Below are 18,985 nucleotides of genomic sequence, written 5' to 3'. Positions count from 1 at the left end.
TTATAAAAGAAATTAAAGTCAACGGATTTCCGTTGATTTTAATTTTATTATTAAGAAGATGGAGGGATTTTGTTGACAAGTAGTTTACTTGAAGTCAAGAATGTCAGCAAGAGTTTTGGCGAAAACGCCGTCTTAAAGGATGTAAACTTTACTCTCGAAAAGGGAGAGATTTTGGGACTTGTTGGAGAAAATGGTGCTGGCAAGTCAACTCTTATGAATATAATTTTTGGAATGGAAATTATTAGAGACACGGGCGGTTACAACGGTGAAATTTATTTTGACGGAAAATTAATTGACTTTAAAAACCCAATTGACGCTTTAAATGCGGGCATAGGCATGGTACATCAAGAATTTAGTTTAATCCCTGGATTTACAGTTGCGGAAAATATTACTCTCGATATGGAGAAGACAAATTCCTCTGTAATTTCTAAAATTTTTGGTAAAAAACTAGAGAGTATAGATGCTAAGGAAAATATTAAAATAGCAGGCAAGTCTCTTGACACTTTGGAAGTAAGTATTGATACAAATGCGCTTGTTTCTGAAATGCCTGTAGGTCATAAGCAATTTATTGAAATTGCAAGAGAAATGACTAGGAAAGATGTAAAATTAATAATTATGGACGAGCCAACTGCTGTACTCACTGAAACTGAGGCGAACAATCTTATAAAGTCCCTTAGAACTCTTGCAGATCTTGGCATATCTATAATTTTTATCACTCATAGACTTCGTGAAATCATAAATGTGTGTGATAAAGTAGTTGTCCTTAGAGATGGTGAAATAATAGAAGATAGAAAGAATGAAAATTTATCTATTGAGCAAATTGCTAAATGGATGGTTGGTAGAGATGAGGACAGTAAAAAAATAGATGTAGAAAAAGTGGAAAAACATTTAGATGAAAATGACCACATTCTTGAAATTGAGCATTTATGGGTTGATATGCCTGGAGAAGCAGTCTACGATGTAAGTCTTTCTGTTATTAGGGGAGAAATTTTAGGTATTGCTGGTCTTGCTGGTCAAGGTAAGCTAGGTATTCCAAATGGAATTTTAGGGACTTATCCAGTGGGCGGTAAGATAATTTATAATGGTAAGGAATTAAAACTAGGAAATACTTTAGATATTTTGAAAAATAGAATTGCCTTTGTTTCTGAAGATAGAAGAGGCGTAGGTCTTTTGTTAGAAGAGCCAATTTTTTGGAATATAGCTTTTAATGCTATGCAAGTACAAGAAAAATTCATAAAAAAAGTTCTTGGATTTAAGTTTAGAGATGAAGCTAAGATGAGAGAACTTTCAAATGAGTACATTGAATCTCTTAATATAAAAACTACTGGTGCGGATCAAAAGGCAGGAAATTTATCTGGTGGAAATCAACAAAAAATTTGTCTCGCGAAGGCTTTTGCTATGGAACCAGATCTATTATTTGTATCTGAACCTACTAGAGGTATTGACATTGGTGCAAAGGAACTTGTTCTCGATGCTCTTACAGAAAGCAATGAAAAGGACAACACAACTATTGTAATGGTTTCATCAGAACTTGAAGAACTTAGAAGTATTTGTGATAGAATTGCTGTAATTTGCGAAGGAAAAATCGCAGGTGTACTTCCAGCAAAATCTGATCCGTCAAAATTTGGACTTCTAATGAGTGGAGAAGTGGAGGCAGTAAATGACTAAAAAGAAAAGTTTAATTCAGAAAATTGGAATTCCACGACTTATTATTGGAGTTTTCTTATTAATACTTTTTATTGTAGCTCCAATGGCTGGTGTTTCCCTTGTGGACTCAATAGAAAATGTTCTGTCAAGATTTGGTATGTTCTCAGTTTTAGTTTTATCACTTGTACCAATGGTGCAATCTGGTTGTGGACTTAACTTTGGTATTCCAATTGGAATTGTAGCAGGAATACTTGGAGGCGTAACTTCTATTGAATTTGGTTTTAAAAGTTTTTCGGGTATTTTTATTGCAATGATTATTGCTGCATTAATTGCAGTTGTATTTGGATTTTTCTACGGATTACTTTTAAATAGAATTAAGGGAGATGAAATGCTTATAGCAACATATGTTGGGTATTCTTTTACAGCTTTTATGTGTATTGCTTATTTAATTCTTCCTTATAAGAATCCAGTTTCTGTTCTAAGTTACGGAGGAAGGGGATTATCTCAACAAATTCCGGTTGCTGATTATTGGATGAAATCAAAGATTTTGGAAGATGGTACAAAAGTAACTGAAGGTGTTCTAAATAATTTTCTAAGTATAAACTTATTTGGGGTTAGAATACCAGTTGGAATGTTTTTGTTATTTGCATTTATGGCATTTATTGTATGGGCATTTTTTAAGACAAAAACTGGTACAGCTATGACAGCTGTAGGTTCAAACTCAGAATACGCAAAGGCTGCTGGACTTAATATTAACAGAATAAGACTTGTATCTGTAATTCTTTCAACAGTAATTGCAGCAGTAGGGATTGTTATTTATCAACAATCCTATGGATTTATACAACTTTATCAAGCACCACTTGCTTTTACTTTTCAAACAGTAGCTGCACTATTGATAGGTGGTGCAAGTATTAACAAAGCATCAATTCCAAATGTAATAATTGGTACATTTTTATTTCAAGGTGTAATCACTCTTACTCCTACTGTAATAAATGGTGCATTAAATATAGACATTTCAGAAATACTAAGAATGATAATAACAAATGGAATGATAATTTACGCACTAACAAGGAGGAGTAAAGATGAATAAGAAATTTAATATAAAAGAGTTTTTATACAGATTTATGGTTCCTATTTTGTTCATAATAATAGTTGTGGCGGGTCTTATTATTGCTAAACCACCTCTATCTTATATTACAAATGAACTTTCAAAGAGAATGGTAAGAAATACATTTCTTGTATTATCACTTATAATACCTATTATTGCAGGTATGGGTATTAACTTTGGTATTCCACTAGGAGCAATGGCTGGACAAATTGGAATTATTTTCGCACAGGACTGGGGCTTCACTGGAGCTACAGGACTTATAATAGCGGCTGTTATTGGCACACCTATTGCAGTTTTGCTTGGACAATTTTCTGGTAGAGTTTTAAACAGGGCAAGAGGAAGAGAAATGATAACATCAATGATGCTTGCATTCTTTATACTAGGTTGGTATATGCTTTTCCTATTGTATTTCTGTGGCACTTTAATTCCTATGAGAACAAAATCTATGGTGCTTTCAGCTGGTTATGGTATTAAAAACTCTATTACATTAGCATCAGCACAAGGTTTTGATAATATTTTAAAATTTAGAATAAATATTCCTATTACTGCAAAACATCAAATACTATTTGATGTACCAGTAGTTACAATTGTAATCATTGCTTTACTTTGTTTATTTATAGTTTGGTTTAGAAATACTAAACTTGGTCACGACATGAAGGCAGTAGGACAAGATCAGTTTGTTTCTTCAAATGCAGGTATGAATTCTGACAAAATTAGAATTGCATCAATAGTTATGTCCACTGTACTTGCTTGCTATGGACAAATTATTTACCTTCAAAATATTGGAACTCTTGCAACTTATGCAGGTCAAGACCAAGCAGCACTTTATGCAGCAGCATCAATTCTTGTAGGGGGTGCATCTGTATCAAAAGCATCAATACCTAATGTTATTTTAGGAACGGCACTATTTCACTTAATGTTTATCGTTCTTCCACAAGCAGGAAGAGTTTTAACGGGAGATGCCATGATGGGTGAATATTTTAGAACTTTCATCTCTTACGGTGTTGTAACTCTTGCACTTATTCTTCACGCCTTCGAAAGGAAGAGAGAACTTGAAGCTAATAGGTTAAGGATTAGGGAAGACAGAATTAAGGAAAATAAGAATAATAAAACTTTAGCAAATTAATTCTCATGTAAGTAAAATTTATAAAATTGCTCCTTATTGGTATTGGGGCAATTTTTTTTATTTCAAATTTAAAAAATATTTTTAAATTAATAGATTACAAAATTTATAATTAATATTATTTTTAAAATCAATAATTTTTCTCTTCAATTAATCACAGACATATTTTTAAAATTTACATTTAGTAAATCTTTTAGCATGTAAAATTTTACATGATCGATAATTTTCTGAAAAACTCCCCTAACTTCATTGCAATTGAATTTCCTAAATAATTTTACACTAGTTTCACTATTTTATTTTAATAATATAAAAAATAGTTGAACTTTGTTCACAAATGAGTTATTATATTTTTCATGAAGATGAACTTTGTTCAGAAAATAGGAGGTTAAATTTGACACCTGAAGAAAGAAAAATAGAAAAAGAAAATAAAATTATTAGAGCAGCTCTTGTGTCCTTTGAAGAAAAGGGAATAGAGGCAACTTCTATAAGAGATATTATGAGTAGAACAGATCTTGGGCTTGGAACTTTTTATTTATATTTTAGAGATAAAAAAGATCTTGAAGAAAAGATAGTATTAGACATTATGATGGAATTGACTTATAGTGTCGAGTCTAAGTGCAAAGAAAAGGATTTAAAAAAGAGGTTAATTTCTTTTTTCGATTATATCATTGATCATTTGATAAATAATCCCCTAGAATTAAAACTTATTTCAAGTAATTTAAATTGGGCACTATATGCAAAAGTTGAAAATGATAATAGATTTAAAGAGGCAGAAACTACTCTTCACTTTATTTTAAATAAATATTCAAATTTATTTCCTACAATAGTTTCTTATGAAGAAAGATTATTTATTATGTCGTTAATAATAAAAATTGTGCTTTCTACTTGCGAATCAGCACTAAAAAATGATTCTGTTCTAGGAATAGATGAAATGAAGCCAGTTTTATATAAAATTGTAGATAGAGTGATTGGATGAAAAAATTCACAAAATTTATATCACATAAGCCAAAGTTTGTCCTACTTATTATGACACTTCTCCTTATTCCGTCATTTTTAGGCTACAAACTTACAAGGGTCAATTATGATATTTTGTCTTATCTTCCCAAGGATTTAAAATCCACTCAAGGGCAAGATATTTTGGATAAAGATTTTAAAAATGCCGCTACAGGAATGCTAATCCTTGAGGGAACGGATCATGAAGCTGAAGTTTTGCGAGAAAAAATTCTAGAAATAGATGGTGTAGAAGATGTAATTTCAAAATCATCGACTGTTGGCGATATGATTCCTAGTGAATTTTTGCCTGACGAGATAAAGGATATTTTTTATGCAAAAGGTTCAACTCTTATGATAGTTAAGTTTAGCGATTCATCATCTTCATTAAAGACAATGTCTGCAATTGATGAAATTAGGAAGATTGAATCAAATAAAAAATATTTAAGTGGTATTTCATCTTTGGTAAAAGATACTAAAGATTTAATTGACAAGGAAACACCAATCTATGTTGCACTTGCTGTTGTACTTGGTCTTATAATTTTATCTCTTACAAATGAATCTACGATCGTGCCCTTTGTATTTATGTTAACTATTGGTTATGCCGTTGTGTACAATTTTGGGACAAATATTTTTTTAGGAGAAATATCATACATTACTAAAGCCATTGCCGCAGTTTTGCAACTGGCGGTAACCATGGACTACTCTATATTTTTGTATCATAGGTATGTAGAAGAGAAAAAAAAGACAAAAGACAAAAGAGATGCCATGGATATAGCAGTTCAAGAAACTATTTCTTCACTATTTGCATCATCTCTTACAACTTTTGCAGGTTTTATAGTTTTAATTTTTATGAGACTTGGACTTGGAAAAGACATTGGGCTTGTAATGAGTAAAGGAGTTTTAATTGGCCTTATATCAACAGTTACAGTGCTACCTGCAATGTTGCTTGTAGTTGAAAAATTTGTAAATAAATATAATCATAAAGTTATGCTCCCTGAGTTTAATAAATTGTCTGAGTTTACAATAAAAAGAAAGAAAGCACTTTTTTTAATTTTTATTTTGCTGTTTATTCCAGCAATTTATGGATCAGTAAACACAAAGCTTTATTACAATTTAGATAGATCTTTGCCACAGGATTTAGATTCAATTGTTGCTTTAAATAAAATGAAAAAAGATTATGATATGGCAAGTACACATTTTATAGTTGTAAAAGACGATCTTTCAAACTCGGACTTGGAAGGCTTAATAAGCGATTTAAAGGGCGTGGATGGTATCAATTCTGTTTTAAGTATAAATTCTATTACTGGAGTTACTCTTCCTAGTGAATTTTTGCCTGAAAAAATTCAAGAAAACTTTTCAAAGAATGGGTACCAAATGATAATGGCAAATTCTAAATTTCAAACAGCATCGCCTGAAGTGAAAAAACAAGTAAGTGAGATGAGGAGTGTTATAAATAAGTACGACAGAGAAGGATACTTGACAGGAGAAGCAGTTTTAACTGATGATTTAACAGTTATTTCAGATCGGGATTTTAAAATTGTAAATATTATTTCTACTGCAGTAGTATTTTTAATTATTGCAATTGTATTTAAATCAATAGGAATTCCAATAGTTTTAATTGGTGCAATTGAACTTGCAATTCAAATAAATATGGGCATTCCTTTTTATCTAAATCATACAATACCTTTTATAACTTCAATAATAATAGGTGTAATACAGCTTGGGTCAACTATTGATTACTCAATACTCATGACAGATAGATTTTTGGCAGAATATAAAAAGTCAAAAGATGTGGATTCATCGCTTAAAATTTCTGTAAAGGAGACTTCAAAGTCCATTGTTACATCGGCTTTGTCCTTTATGGCAGCCACTATTGGTGTAGGAATTTATTCAAAAATGGAAATTGTATCGACTATTTGTACTTTTTTGGCTAGGGGTGCAATTATTAGTATGTGTGTAATTATATTATTGCTTCCAGCTATTATTTCGGTTAGTTTTCCATTAATTAAGAAAACTACTAAGGGTTTAAATTAAGGAGAAGAAAAATGAATAAAAAAATTGAAAAAGGTGTAATTACAGTTATTTTGTCATCAATGATTTTGACGAATACAACTTTTGCGGCATCAACTATTATTAATAAAAGTGAAACTGTTTATGTGTTAAAAGAAGATGATAACATTAAAGATAAAACTGTTTCAGTATGGTTAAATTCAAAGGAAGACATAAAAGGCAAAGACAAATCTAATTTAAAGAATATTAAAAATTTAAAGACAGATGAGAAAATAGAAAATAAAAATGGTTATATAAATTGGGACGAAAATGTTAAAGATATTTATTATCAAGGTGAGAGCGAAGAAAATATTCCTATTGATGTAAAAATTGACTATTATCTTGATGGCGAAAAAATCGAAAACAATGAGCTTAAAGGTAAGTCAGGTCATCTTAAAGTAGTAATTTCCACAGAAAACAATAAATATGTAATTAAAAAAATTGACGGGAAAAATACTAAAGTTTATGCACCTTATACTGTAATTGCGGCAATGTCATTTCCACAAGAAGTTGTATCAAACATCGAGTCAAAGGATGCAAAGATTGCAAAGGATGGAAAAAATGAACTCGTAACTTCAGTTTTGACTCCAGGTCTAAAAGAAAACTTTGAAACTATCTTAGAAGATAGACAAATGGAAGAATTTAAAAGTGAAGCAGAGATAGAAATGGATGTAAAGAACTACGATCCAGTGGAAGCTTATGTTGTAATTTCCAACGAACTTTTCCAAAATAAAGCTGATCTAGAAACGATAGACAAACTTCGCAACGGAGTTAGAGAACTTGAAGACAATTCAAAAAAATTGGTGGATGCTTCTACAAAGCTATCTGACGCACAACATAAATTAAATAGTGGAATTACAGAATTAGGAGATGGAACAGTTAAGCTTAAAGATGGATCCAATGAACTTTACGAAAAATCGGGCGAGTTTGAAGACAAGTTAGACGAAGTTATTGAAAAAGTAAAACCAGTGCCTGGTGCTGCACAAGAAATGTATGAGGGTGGAAGTAAATTAACTTCAGGAATTAGTGACTATACATCTGCAGTTGGCAAAATGAATGAAAAAACTGGAGAAATGAAAGATGGAGCGAAAAAACTACATGATGGCTCTGTAGAACTAGATAATGGACTTGGAAAGTTGAAAGATGCTACATCGCAGCTTAGAGAAGGCTCAAGCAAGTTAAGTAAAATTGATGAGTTAAAAGAAGAGGCCATGTCAAAGTTAATTGAACTTAAAAATGGAATTGGAAAACTTTCTGCTGGTGCAACTGAATTAAATGCTGGAGCTAATAAAGCTGTAGAAAGTGCAGGTGAACTTGTAACAGGTGAAAGCGAATTTAATAGAAATTTACAAATGTTAAATTCAAAGGTTCAAGAAATTTCTGTGCCAGATCTATCTGGAATTGAAAATATTAATGTAGAGGGAGATCTTCAAAGTATTGGGCAAAGTGCAAAGTCCATTGGGGCATCAGTTAATGATATAAAGCAGGTTATTGGTCTGTTGAACCAAATTCAAGATCCAGAATCAAAAGCTATAGCTCAACAAGCTATTTCACAACTTGCTGGGTCTGCACAAAATATTGGACAAAATGCACAAAGTATTGGAGTATCTACTAATAATGTTGCAGCAAAACTTCAAGCTTTAAGTGGACTTAGTGAAATGTCTAATAATCTTTCAAGCTTAAAGGAATTAAAGAGCGGCATGAATCAGTTGGCGGCAGCTTCAGAAAAAATAAATACAGGAATAGAAAAATTACCTTCAGGCCTTAAGGAATTACAGGCAGGAACAGAAAAACTATCTAATGGAGCAAGCGAAATAAATTCACAGCTTGAAAAAGCCATGTCAGAGGCAGCATCAAAAATGGACACATCAGAACTAATGAAGCTTTCAGATTCTCTTGTAAAACTTGACGATGCAGCTTCAAAGTTAAAGGACGGATCATCACAATTAAGAGAAGGAACAGAACAAAGCGAAGAAGCAGTAAATTTATTTACAGATGCAATAACAGAACTTAATTCAAATTCACCAAAGTTAAATTCTGGTGCAACAGAGCTTACAAATGGACTTCTAGAATTCCGTGATAAGTCAAAACTATTTGATGATTTTCCAAGATTAAAGACTGAAGGAATAGCTCCAATGAGAGACGGAATTAAAAAATTAGACAATGGAATTATTGATCTAAACTCTGGTGCCATTGAATTAAAAGATGGAGGAGACTTAATCGATGATAATATGAAAATTTTCGCAGAAAAGTTAGCGGAATTTAAACAAAGGGGAATCGATGAGTTAGATAAAAAGACAGAAGAGCTACCAGAGTTTAAAGAGATTGTAGATACAATGTCAGAACTTTCAAAAAAAGATTCATCCTTTACTGGGACTACAGAAGGATTTGATACTAAGTACAGAATAATTGAAAAAATAAAATAATGTGAAATTTCCAAGAATTTGGGTATTAAAAAAGTAAGATAAATTTGAGGAGGTTATTATGGAAATTAAAAAAGGAAAAAATTGTTACTATATAGGTGAAGACGAAAATAATTATAAGGGAATTTTGACTTTTGAAGAAAAGGGCGATGTAATAGATGCAACACACACTATTGTAAAACCTGAGTACGGTGGACAAGGCCTTGCAGGAGAACTTTTTAAAAAGCTTGTGGAGGATGCAAGAAGTAATAATAAAAAAGTCAAGGGAACTTGTTCCTATGTTCACAAAAAATTAGAACCAAGTGAATTTGACGATATAAGGGCATAAAAAGGATGGGTATTTAATCACATCTTTTTTATGCAAATTTTTAATTTAAAAAACTTAAATAGTTAAATTATTTAAAATATAATTTCATATCACCGTCTTGAATTAACCCCTTGCGATAAAAAATTTCATAAATTGCAAAAGTAAGAACTGCTGGCAAAATTATGTGCATTAATAAAACTATCCCAAGAAGTTTTATAAAGGGAACATCGGGCATTGCTGTAAAAGTAGAAATTTGTCCAACAAGTCCACTTGTACCCATACCTGAACCAAGTGGTGTATTTTCAAGTTTAAAAACCATAGTGGAAATAGGTCCAAGGATAGCAGATGAAATAATTGGAGGTATAATGATTATTGGCTTTCTCACAATATTTGGCATTTGAAGCATTGAAGTACCTAGACCCTGTGCTACTAATCCCTCCATTTTATTGTCACGGTAAGAAATAACTGCAAAGCCGACCATTTGGCAGCAACATCCAATAGTTGCAGCTCCACCAGCAAGGGACGAAAGAGAAAGCATCATGCATAGTGCGGCAGATGAAATAGGAAGAGTAAGAACTATTCCTACGATTACAGATACAATTATTCCCATAAAGAAAGGAGCTTTGTCAGTGGCGTTAATAATAATTGCACCAAGAAAATTCATAAAAGCACTTATGTATGGTCCCACGAAATTTGCTATAAAAACTCCAATTAGAACTGTAACAGCAGGAGTGACTATTATATCAATTTTAGTTTTTCTACTTACAAGTTTTCCAAATTCAACTGCAAAAATCGTTGCTATATAAACACCCATTGGTCCGCCAAGTTCATTTCCTGCGATTCCAACTACTGTCGCCGCATATACGACAAGAACTGGTGCAGACATGGAAGTAGAAATAGCAACAGCTATGGCAGGTCCTGTAGCTTTTTGTGCCAAAGGCCAAAGTACATCTGTTAAAAATGTTATATTAAAACTCTTACCAATGGTATTTAAAATTGTACCTACAAGAAGAGTAGCAAAAAGTCCAAATGCCATGGCTCCAAGAGCGTCAATAAAATATAATTTTGCCTTATTTTTTATTATGTCCCTAAAACTTTCCTTTGACATTATATTCTCCTAACTATTTCACTTATCTTATACTTAGGAACAATATAATTTCCATTATTATCCAAGTAATAGGATTGATCTTCTGTTGTATCAATTTCTTTTATAATAGAATTAACCTTTGGATATCCAAAAGCTATTACAACTTCACAGGAATAATTATCCTCATAATTTAAAATTTCACGCATTTTTTTGTCATTAATACTACCTATGATGCAAGAACCAATACCCTTTTCTGCAGCAGTTATAGTTAAATTTGAAATGACAAGTCCCTCGTTTATTCCATTAAACTTAAGCTTTTTGTCATTGTCACTTAAAATTGCAATAAAATAAACAGGTCTTTCGCCAACCTTTGGTCTTCCCAAATTATTAGGAAGGGAAGCTGCCCACTTTGTATTTTCAAAAACTTCCAAAACTTTACTTTTGTCTTCTACTGAAATAAATCTAAGATATTGTCTATTGTTTACGCAGGAAGCAAACTTAATAGAGTTTAAAATATCTCCAATGTCTTCTTTTGAAATAAGTTTGGTTTCGTCAAATTTTCTATAACTTCGTCTCCACTCTAATAATTTTTCTAAATTCATTTTCTCCTCCAAGCTATAAATTTTATTCTTATTAACTTAATATTTTATTACAAAAAAATAATTTTACAATAAAATATTAAAATTTATGTTTTATTTATTAAAAAGGGGTATACATTCTTTAGTCAGAAAACATAATAATTTGATGAGAAATTTTTAAAAATTTAACTCAAATTTAATGAAAATGTTTTGACACTTTATATAAGTTGATGTATACTATAATTATTGTATACCGCTTTGGTGTATCTTTTGTTTTTCACAATTCTATGAAAAATATTTTAACTATTCTTTAATTTAAAAAGGAGGAAAATATGTCAAATATGTATAAGACTACTGCTGAGCATGAAGCTCTTCGCAAGGCTATTAGAGAATTTGCAGAAGCAGAAATTAAGCCATTGTCTTTTGGACTAGATCAAAATAATGAATTTCCAGAAGAAATTATCAAAAAAATTGGCGAAAACGGTTGGATGGGTCTACCTTATTCTGAAGAAGAGGGTGGAGCAGGCAAGGATGTTATTTCTTATGCCATAGCTGTTGAAGAATTATCAAGAGTAGATGCAGGTGTTGGTGTTGTATTATCAGCTCATACATCATTAGGTTCTTATCCTATCCAAGCTTTTGGTACAAAGGAACAAAAGGAAAAATATTTAAAACCACTTGCTCAAGGTAAAAAACTTGGTGCTTTTGGTCTTACTGAACCTAATGCAGGTTCTGATGCTGGAGGTACTGAAACTACAGCAGTCCTTGATGGCGACTATTATATTTTAAATGGTAATAAAATATTTATTACTAATGCTCCTGCTGCAGACACATATGTTGTATATGCAGTTACTACACCAGGAATTGGTACTCATGGAATTTCTGCATTTATAGTAGAAAAGGGTTGGGATGGATTTACTTTTGGAGATCATTATGACAAATTAGGTATTAGATCTTCAACTACTGCTGAACTTCAATTTAACAATGTTAAAGTTCCAAAGGAAAACTTACTTGGAAAAGAAGGTCAAGGATTTAGAATTGCAATGCAAACTCTTGATGGTGGTAGAATTGGAATCGCATCACAAGCTTTAGGTATTGCACAAGGTGCTTTTGAAGCTGCTCTTTCTTATGCAAAAGAAAGAATTCAATTTGGTAGACCAATTGCTCAACAACAAGTAGTTGCTTTCAAGATTGCTGATATGGCTACTAAAATTAGAGCTGCAAGACTTATGGTTTATTCAGCTGCTGAAATGAAACAAAATCATGAAAACTATTCAATGGAAGCTGCAATGGCAAAAACTGTTGCATCTGAAGTTGCAATGTGGGTTGTAAATGAAGCTCTTCAAATCCACGGTGGTAATGGATATCTAAAGGGAATGGATGTAGAAAGATTCTTCAGAGATGCTAAGATCACTACTATCTACGAAGGTACTTCTGAAATCCAAAGAGTTGTAGTTGCAAATCATCTTATTGGAAAAGCTCCAAAGAAAAAGGGTAGAGCTGCTGCAATAGACAAGAAGTCTGGACCAATAACTGGAGAAAGAAAGAGAGAAATAATTAAAGCTGACACAGCTAAAGAAGCTGTTGATATTTTAGTTAAAAATTTAAAGAAAGATGGATATGACTTTTCTGTAGGAATTGACATTGACACTCCTGTTTACGATGCTGAAAGAGTTGTTTCAGTAGGTAAAGGAATTGGCGGAGAAGAAAACATGGATATGGCTAGAGAACTTGCACATGCCGCAGGCGCTGCACTAGGTTCTTCAAGACCAGTTGCTGAAACATTAAAACTTCTACCATTAGAAAGATATGTAGGTATGTCTGGACAAAAATTCAACGGAAACCTATATATTGCATGTGGTATTTCTGGAGCAAGCCAACACTTAAAGGGAATTAAAAACGCATCAACAATTGTTGCGATAAACAAAAATGCAGGTGCTCCAATATTTAAGAACTGCGACTATGGTATAGTTGGAGATATGTTTGAAATTATGCCACTTCTTGCAGAAGCTCTTGGAACTGGCGAAAAAGAACCAGCACCTCCAATGAAGAAAGTTAGAAGATCTAAACCTAGAAAACTAGCTCCAAATTATAAAGTTATGGTATGTCCAGGTTGTGGATATGAATACGATCCAAACTATGGAGATCCAGAAGGCGAAATTGATCCTGGTACAGATTTCGACAAATTACCAGAAGATTGGACTTGTCCAGAATGCCAAGAAGAAAAGCAAAACTTTATTGAAGCTGATTTCCCTGCTGATAGAAAATAAAGGAGGATATAATGTATACTGTTAGAAAAGTTACAGATGATCTTTACTATGTTGGTGGCAATGATCATAGATTAGAATTATTTGAAAATATTTTTCCTATTCCTGAAGGAGTAACTTATAATTCATATTTGTTAAAAGATGAAAAAAATGTATTATTTGATACAGTTGACTGGTCAATTGTAAAAGATTATCTTGAAAATATATCTGAAGTTCTTGATGGAGAAGATCTTGATTATCTTGTAATCCACCACTTAGAACCAGACCATGCTGCTGCTATTGATGAAATAGTTTTAAGATACCCAGATGTAAAGGTAATTGCTAGTGAACAAGGTTTTGAATTCATGCGTCAATATGGATTCCATGTAAACGAAGAACAATCAATGATAGTTGCTGAAGGAGATACTATTTCCTTTGGTAAGCATAATTTTGTATTCTTAGAAGCACCAATGGTTCACTGGCCAGAAGTTCTTGTAAGTTTTGATACAACTGACGGAGTATTATTCGCAGCCGATGCTTTTGGTACTTTCGGAACACTTGATGGAAAATTATTTGCTGACGAAGTTAATTTCGAAAGAGATTGGCTTGATAGTGCAAGAAGATATTTAACTAATATTGTAGGAAAGTATGGTCCCTTTGTACAAGATGTTCTTAAAAAAGCGTCTACTGTTGACATTAAAATAATTTGTCCACTTCACGGACCAGTTTGGAGAGAAAATCTAGGTTGGTTCATCGACAAATATGATAAGTGGTCAAGATATGAACCAGAAGAAGAAGGCGTAATGATAGTTTACGCATCAATGTATGGAAATACTGAACGTGCTGCACAAGCTCTTGCATCAAGACTTTGTGATAAGGGAATGACTAATGTAGTAGTTCACGATGTAAGTAACACTCATATGTCCTATCTAATTGCAGACACATTTAAGTATTCTCACATTGTAATTGCATCCGTAACTTACAACTTAGGTATTTATCCTGTAATGAAGAACTTCTTAATGGATCTTGAAGCTCTTAATGTTCAAAATAGAACTGTTGCTATCATTGAAAATGGTACTTGGGCTTGTACAGTTGGCGACAAGATTGAAGAATATATTGATGAAAATCTTAAGATGTTTGATGTTCTTCCAGAAAGAGTTACACTTAACTCTGCACTTAACAAGGCTAACGAAAACGACATGGAAGCACTTGCAGATTCCATTATCGAGTCTATGGCAAAGATTAGAGAAATTAAAGAAAAATCCGCTAACCAATAATGCCAAAGCGGTGTGGATGTTTAATTCGGTTATATCAAATGATATAGCCGAATTTTTTTGGCTCTATGTCAAATATTGGGTAGACTCAAGTGGACTAGTAGTAAAATTATAATCAAAAAATACATATTTTTAAGTAATATTAAGATTTTATAAAATCAAATCAACCTGTTTAATAAAATAATATCTATGGGAATTTTAATAAAATTATTAAAAAGATTTTTAAGACTTAAAAATAAAATTGAAAATTCTTTTGTGTTATAATATTTTAAAAGAAAATTTATGGATTTTATGTCAATGCAAAGTATTTGTGATATTATAAATTATGGTGATGGAATGATTTTAGAGGCAATAATTCTTGCAGCAATTGTTTTATTTTTTCTTAAGGATAAGGATATAAGTAATTTAATAAATTTTAAATTCAAAGGGATTTCTCTTGCATCTATTGGAATTTTTTTAATGATTTTTATAAATTTTGTAACTTCAAAATATTTTGGGAAAGTTACAGATTTTTTTGTGGATAATTTTAAAATTTTTCACATCCTATCTATTTTATTAATTGGAATTTCACTTCTTTTAAATTATAAAAACTATGGATTACTTTTAAGTGGAGCAGGCACAATTTTAAATGCTATTCCAGTGATTTTTAACGGTAAAATGCCTGTCAGCATAGATGCCTTAATGAAAACAAATAATGAGAGGATAATAAAAATCATATACATGGGGGGAAGCCTTAGTCACGGAATTTTTGAAAATCCAAAATTTTATTTTTTGTCGGATATTATACCTTTACATAGAATTGTTGGCAATTCAAAGGTAATAAGTATTGGAGATATTTTTATTTCTATTGGATTATTTTTTGCAATAATTTTAATTTCGAGAAAGCGAGGTGTGTGATGGAAAGATTAAATAATATAATCAATGTAATAAATTTAAGAGATGTTGTGGACATTTTAATTGTAACAATATTAATCTATTATATTTTAAAATTAATTAGAAATACTAGAGCAGAGCAAGTTTTCAAAGGAATACTTTTGATTTTATTATTTATAAAAATTTCACAGTTTTTCCAATTGTATACTGTCAACTGGATTTTCACTAGGTTTATTAACGATGGTATCGTCGCTATAATTGTGCTTTTCCAACCAGAAATTAGAAGGGGTCTTCAATATTTAGGGTTGACTTCTAGTATTAAAAATAATTTTAATCAGAATAAGGATACAGTACCTGAAACTGTTGAAGAAATTATTTCTGCAGTTGCTTCTCTTGCGAGACAAAAAATTGGGGCTCTTATAATTATTGAAAAAGAAGTTGGACTTAATGAAGTTATTGAAACTGGTACAGAAATCAATGGACTAGTGAGCAGCGGTCTTCTTATAAATATTTTTATTCCAAATACGCCTCTTCACGATGGTGCAGTTATCATTAAGGGGTCAAAGGTTAAGGCAGCAGCTTGTTTTTTGCCACTTTCTGACAATCAAAAAATTTCCAAGGAACTTGGCACAAGACATAGGGCGGGCATTGGAATTTCTGAAAAATCAGACTGTCTAAGTATTATGGTATCTGAAGAAAATGGAACTATTTCAACTGCAGAAAATGGTGTTATCTCCAGATATTTAGATATTGAAACTCTTGAAGCAAAGCTCCTTGAGATTTACAGCCCAGATTATAGAGTAAGGTCGATTTTCTTAAAGCGTGGTGATAAAAATGAAAAAGATAAATTTTAAAAATGACAGAAGTTTAATGATAAAAATTACATCTCTTATTTTTGCGATTATCTTGTGGTCTTATGTAAAAAGTGAGGCAAATTTTATTACTTCGACAAATTTTAAAAACATCGAAGTTACTTATGAGGGATTGTCTAATTTAAAAGAAAAAAACTTGACAATTATATCACCTAAGGAGTCAACTGTTGATGTTAAATTGCAGGGCTATAATTCTTATATGCGAAATGTTACAAGAGATGGAATTGTGGCAAAGGTGGATTTAGCAAAACTATCTGAAGGAGAACATTCTGTCCCTGTAAATGTTTCTTATATTGACCTTGGAATTTCTGTTGTAAATACATCGCCAAGGAGAATTCCTTTTAAAATAGATAAAGTTTTGGATGAAAAAGTTAAAGCAAATATAGTTATAAAAAATAAACCTCAAAGGGGATTATCTGTTGGAGAAATTGACAAGACAGTCAATGTTGAGGTAAAAGGTGCAAGCACTTATATTAACAAAATTGATAAGGTAGAAGCACATATTGATGTTACTGACATGACTGAAACGTCAACTGTAGACGCAGAAATCTTCGCTTATGATGATTCTGGTAAAATCATTAAAGAGGTAACTGTTACGCCTGCTACTGTAAAAATAGATGTTCCTATTTTAAAGAGCAAGACTGTTCCAATTAAATTGGTTTATAATGAAAATACTACAGAAAACATTGTGACAAATGACTTTTCAATTGAGCCAGCTTCTGTTACAATTAGAGGAAATTCTGATGTAATTGATTCTATAAAATTCATTGAAACACGTCCAATTAATTTTAATGATGTTAAAAGGGGCGATGATCAGGTTAAGTTGAATTTGCCAGATAAAGTTACATTAGTTGATGAAAATATTAATTTTAGATTGAGACAAAAACCTAAGGAAGTAGAGTAATTAAGTAAGTAGGAGGGAATATGGAATATTTTGGAGAAGGATTAACATTTGACGATATTTTACTTGTGCCAGCAAAATCAGAAATTTTGCCAAATGAAGTCGATTTATCAACAAATTTGACAGAAAGAATTAAGTTAAACATACCACTTATGTCTGCGGGCATGGACACTGTTACTGAACACAGAATGTCAATTGCTATGGCAAGAGAAGGTGGAATAGGTATTATTCATAAGAATATGTCTATAGAGGACCAAGCCCTTGAAGTAGATAAGGTTAAGAGATCTGAACATGGAGTAATCACGGATCCTTTTTCACTAACTAAGGATCATTCAATAAAAGATGCGTCTAAACTTATGGAAAGGTATAGAATTAGTGGTGTTCCAGTTGTAACAGAAAAGGGAGTTTTGGAAGGAATTATTACTAATAGAGATATTAGATTTGAAACTGATTTATCTAAGAGAATTAGCGAAGTAATGACTTCTGAAAATTTAATAACCGGTGCTCCTGATATTTCCCTAGATGAAGCTCTAAAAGTTTTGAAAAAATATAAAATTGAAAAACTTCCCCTTGTAGATAAAGATAATCTTTTAAAGGGGCTTATTACTATTAAAGATATTGAAAAGCACGAACAATATCCAAATTCTGCTAGAGATAAAACTGGAAGACTTCTTGCTGGTGCTGCCGTTGGAGCAACTAAGGATGTTCTTGATAGAATCGAAGCACTTGTAAAGGTAAAGGCAGATGTTTTTGTAATTGACACAGCTCATGGTCAATCTAAAAATGTTTTAAATACTATTAGAAAAATTAAAGATGCTTTCCCTGATATTCAACTTATCGCAGGTAATGTTGCAACTTATGAAGGAACAGAAGATTTAATTAAAGCAGGTGCAGACTGTGTAAAAATTGGTATTGGCCCTGGTTCAATTTGTACAACAAGGATTGTAACGGGAATTGGAGTTCCACAGATTACAGCTATTATGGAAGCTTATAGAGCTGCTAAAAAGTACGGAGTTCCAATTATTGCCGATGGTGGTATTAAATTTTCAGGTGATGTTGCCAAGGCCCTTGCAGCTGGCGGTAATGTTGTAATGATGGGTTCACTTTTCGCAGGTACTGATGAATCTCCTGGAGAAGAGATCTTTGTTGAAGGTAGAAGATTTAAAGCTTATAGAGGAATGGGATCTCTAGGAGCAATGAGTGCAGGTTCATCTGATAGATATTTTCAAAGTGGAACTACTAAATATGTTCCTGAAGGAGTTGAAGGTAGAGTTCCTTACAAGGGACTTGTTAGCGACATTGTATTTCAACTTGTTGGCGGTGTAAAATCTGCAATGGGTTATCTTGGAGCAAAGGATCTTGAAACTTTAAGGGCAACTGCTAAATACGTCAAGATTACTCAGGCTTCTCTTACAGAATCTCATCCACACAATATTACAATTACAAGAGAAGCTCCTAACTATTATTAATATTAAAAATTTATTAATAATCCACTTCAATTGAA

15 protein-coding genes are annotated in these 18,985 nt (G+C 32.0%); 13 read left to right on the top strand and 2 right to left on the bottom strand.

Annotated elements, in window-relative coordinates; all coding sequences use genetic code 11:
- Positions 1 to 72: 72 nt before the first annotated feature.
- From HKO22_RS01150 to HKO22_RS01120, 7 genes are all read left to right on the top strand, one after another.
- On the top strand, positions 73 to 1,668 hold the full coding sequence (locus tag HKO22_RS01150) for a sugar ABC transporter ATP-binding protein (protein WP_075659034.1): 1,596 nt from the start codon (positions 73 to 75) through the stop codon (positions 1,666 to 1,668).
- On the top strand, positions 1,661 to 2,737 hold the full coding sequence (locus HKO22_RS01145) for an ABC transporter permease subunit (protein WP_075659033.1): 1,077 nt from the start codon (positions 1,661 to 1,663) through the stop codon (positions 2,735 to 2,737). Before HKO22_RS01150 ends, HKO22_RS01145 begins: the two co-directional genes overlap by 8 nt.
- Positions 2,730 to 3,881, top strand: a complete 1,152-nt coding sequence (locus HKO22_RS01140; RefSeq protein WP_075659032.1) for an ABC transporter permease subunit — start codon at positions 2,730 to 2,732, stop codon at positions 3,879 to 3,881. Before HKO22_RS01145 ends, HKO22_RS01140 begins: the two co-directional genes overlap by 8 nt.
- Before the next feature lie 331 nt (positions 3,882 to 4,212).
- Positions 4,213 to 4,854, top strand: a complete 642-nt coding sequence (locus tag HKO22_RS01135) for a TetR/AcrR family transcriptional regulator (RefSeq protein WP_169967935.1) — start codon at positions 4,213 to 4,215, stop codon at positions 4,852 to 4,854.
- Complete coding sequence (locus HKO22_RS01130; protein WP_169967934.1) at positions 4,851 to 6,905, top strand: efflux RND transporter permease subunit; 2,055 nt, start codon at positions 4,851 to 4,853, stop codon at positions 6,903 to 6,905. The genes HKO22_RS01135 and HKO22_RS01130 overlap by 4 nt, the downstream gene beginning before the upstream one ends.
- 11 nt (positions 6,906 to 6,916) lie before the next feature.
- Positions 6,917 to 9,346, top strand: a complete 2,430-nt coding sequence (locus tag HKO22_RS01125; protein ID WP_169967932.1) for a methyl-accepting chemotaxis protein — start codon at positions 6,917 to 6,919, stop codon at positions 9,344 to 9,346.
- Between the two features lie 58 nt (positions 9,347 to 9,404).
- On the top strand, positions 9,405 to 9,671 hold the full coding sequence (locus tag HKO22_RS01120; RefSeq protein ID WP_075659028.1) for a GNAT family N-acetyltransferase: 267 nt from the start codon (positions 9,405 to 9,407) through the stop codon (positions 9,669 to 9,671).
- Between the two features lie 67 nt (positions 9,672 to 9,738).
- On the opposite strand, the gene HKO22_RS01115 is transcribed toward HKO22_RS01120, so the two are convergent.
- Both HKO22_RS01115 and HKO22_RS01110 read right to left on the bottom strand, forming a co-directional pair.
- A complete protein-coding gene (locus HKO22_RS01115) occupies positions 9,739 to 10,758 on the bottom strand; it encodes a PTS transporter subunit IIC (RefSeq protein ID WP_169967931.1) in 1,020 nt (339 codons plus the stop codon).
- Positions 10,758 to 11,339, bottom strand: coding sequence for a nitroreductase family protein (locus HKO22_RS01110; protein ID WP_169967929.1), 582 nt, complete (start codon positions 11,337 to 11,339; stop codon positions 10,758 to 10,760). The genes HKO22_RS01115 and HKO22_RS01110 overlap by 1 nt, the downstream gene beginning before the upstream one ends.
- Before the next feature lie 308 nt (positions 11,340 to 11,647).
- On the opposite strand from HKO22_RS01110, the gene HKO22_RS01105 reads away from it, so the two are divergent.
- From HKO22_RS01105 to guaB, 6 genes are all read left to right on the top strand, one after another.
- Positions 11,648 to 13,585: an acyl-CoA dehydrogenase family protein gene (locus tag HKO22_RS01105; protein WP_075659025.1), complete on the top strand. Its 1,938-nt coding sequence runs from the start codon at positions 11,648 to 11,650 to the stop codon at positions 13,583 to 13,585.
- An 11-nt stretch (positions 13,586 to 13,596) separates the two neighbouring features.
- Positions 13,597 to 14,838, top strand: coding sequence for an FprA family A-type flavoprotein (locus tag HKO22_RS01100; RefSeq protein WP_075659024.1), 1,242 nt, complete (start codon positions 13,597 to 13,599; stop codon positions 14,836 to 14,838).
- A 279-nt stretch (positions 14,839 to 15,117) separates the two neighbouring features.
- Positions 15,118 to 15,732, top strand: a complete 615-nt coding sequence (locus tag HKO22_RS01095) for a DUF5317 domain-containing protein (RefSeq protein ID WP_235932791.1) — start codon at positions 15,118 to 15,120, stop codon at positions 15,730 to 15,732.
- Entirely contained in the window at positions 15,732 to 16,562 is an 831-nt protein-coding gene (cdaA, locus tag HKO22_RS01090; protein WP_075659022.1) for a diadenylate cyclase CdaA, read from the top strand. Before HKO22_RS01095 ends, cdaA begins: the two co-directional genes overlap by 1 nt.
- On the top strand, positions 16,543 to 17,484 hold the full coding sequence (locus HKO22_RS01085) for a CdaR family protein (RefSeq protein ID WP_169967928.1): 942 nt from the start codon (positions 16,543 to 16,545) through the stop codon (positions 17,482 to 17,484). The genes cdaA and HKO22_RS01085 overlap by 20 nt, the downstream gene beginning before the upstream one ends.
- A gap of 20 nt (positions 17,485 to 17,504) precedes the next feature.
- Entirely contained in the window at positions 17,505 to 18,950 is a 1,446-nt protein-coding gene (gene guaB / locus HKO22_RS01080; RefSeq protein ID WP_169967926.1) for an IMP dehydrogenase, read from the top strand.
- Positions 18,951 to 18,985 lie beyond the last annotated feature (35 nt).

It is taken from the genome of Peptoniphilus faecalis (assembly GCF_012976305.1).
In the GTDB taxonomy this organism is placed as follows: domain Bacteria; phylum Bacillota; class Clostridia; order Tissierellales; family Peptoniphilaceae; genus Peptoniphilus_A; species Peptoniphilus_A faecalis.
This window is presented reverse-complemented; position numbering and strand designations above follow the sequence as displayed.

Excerpts from the sequence above, each read along its gene's own strand:
- HKO22_RS01125 (WP_169967932.1), top strand. The coding sequence starts at position 6,917 with ATGAATAAAAAAATTGAAAAAGGTGTAATTACAGTTATTTTGTCATCA.
- HKO22_RS01145 (WP_075659033.1), top strand. The coding sequence starts at position 1,661 with ATGACTAAAAAGAAAAGTTTAATTCAGAAAATTGGAATTCCACGACTT.
- HKO22_RS01085 (WP_169967928.1), top strand. The coding sequence starts at position 16,543 with ATGAAAAAGATAAATTTTAAAAATGACAGAAGTTTAATGATAAAAATT.
- HKO22_RS01120 (WP_075659028.1), top strand. The coding sequence starts at position 9,405 with ATGGAAATTAAAAAAGGAAAAAATTGTTACTATATAGGTGAAGACGAA.
- cdaA (WP_075659022.1), top strand. The coding sequence starts at position 15,732 with ATGGAAAGATTAAATAATATAATCAATGTAATAAATTTAAGAGATGTT.
- HKO22_RS01140 (WP_075659032.1), top strand. The coding sequence starts at position 2,730 with ATGAATAAGAAATTTAATATAAAAGAGTTTTTATACAGATTTATGGTT.
- HKO22_RS01135 (WP_169967935.1), top strand. The coding sequence starts at position 4,213 with ATGAGTTATTATATTTTTCATGAAGATGAACTTTGTTCAGAAAATAGG.
- HKO22_RS01100 (WP_075659024.1), top strand. The coding sequence starts at position 13,597 with ATGTATACTGTTAGAAAAGTTACAGATGATCTTTACTATGTTGGTGGC.
- HKO22_RS01130 (WP_169967934.1), top strand. The coding sequence starts at position 4,851 with ATGAAAAAATTCACAAAATTTATATCACATAAGCCAAAGTTTGTCCTA.
- guaB (WP_169967926.1), top strand. The coding sequence starts at position 17,505 with ATGGAATATTTTGGAGAAGGATTAACATTTGACGATATTTTACTTGTG.
- HKO22_RS01105 (WP_075659025.1), top strand. The coding sequence starts at position 11,648 with ATGTCAAATATGTATAAGACTACTGCTGAGCATGAAGCTCTTCGCAAG.
- HKO22_RS01110 (WP_169967929.1), bottom strand. The coding sequence starts at position 11,339 with ATGAATTTAGAAAAATTATTAGAGTGGAGACGAAGTTATAGAAAATTT.
- HKO22_RS01115 (WP_169967931.1), bottom strand. The coding sequence starts at position 10,758 with ATGTCAAAGGAAAGTTTTAGGGACATAATAAAAAATAAGGCAAAATTA.
- HKO22_RS01095 (WP_235932791.1), top strand. The coding sequence starts at position 15,118 with ATGGATTTTATGTCAATGCAAAGTATTTGTGATATTATAAATTATGGT.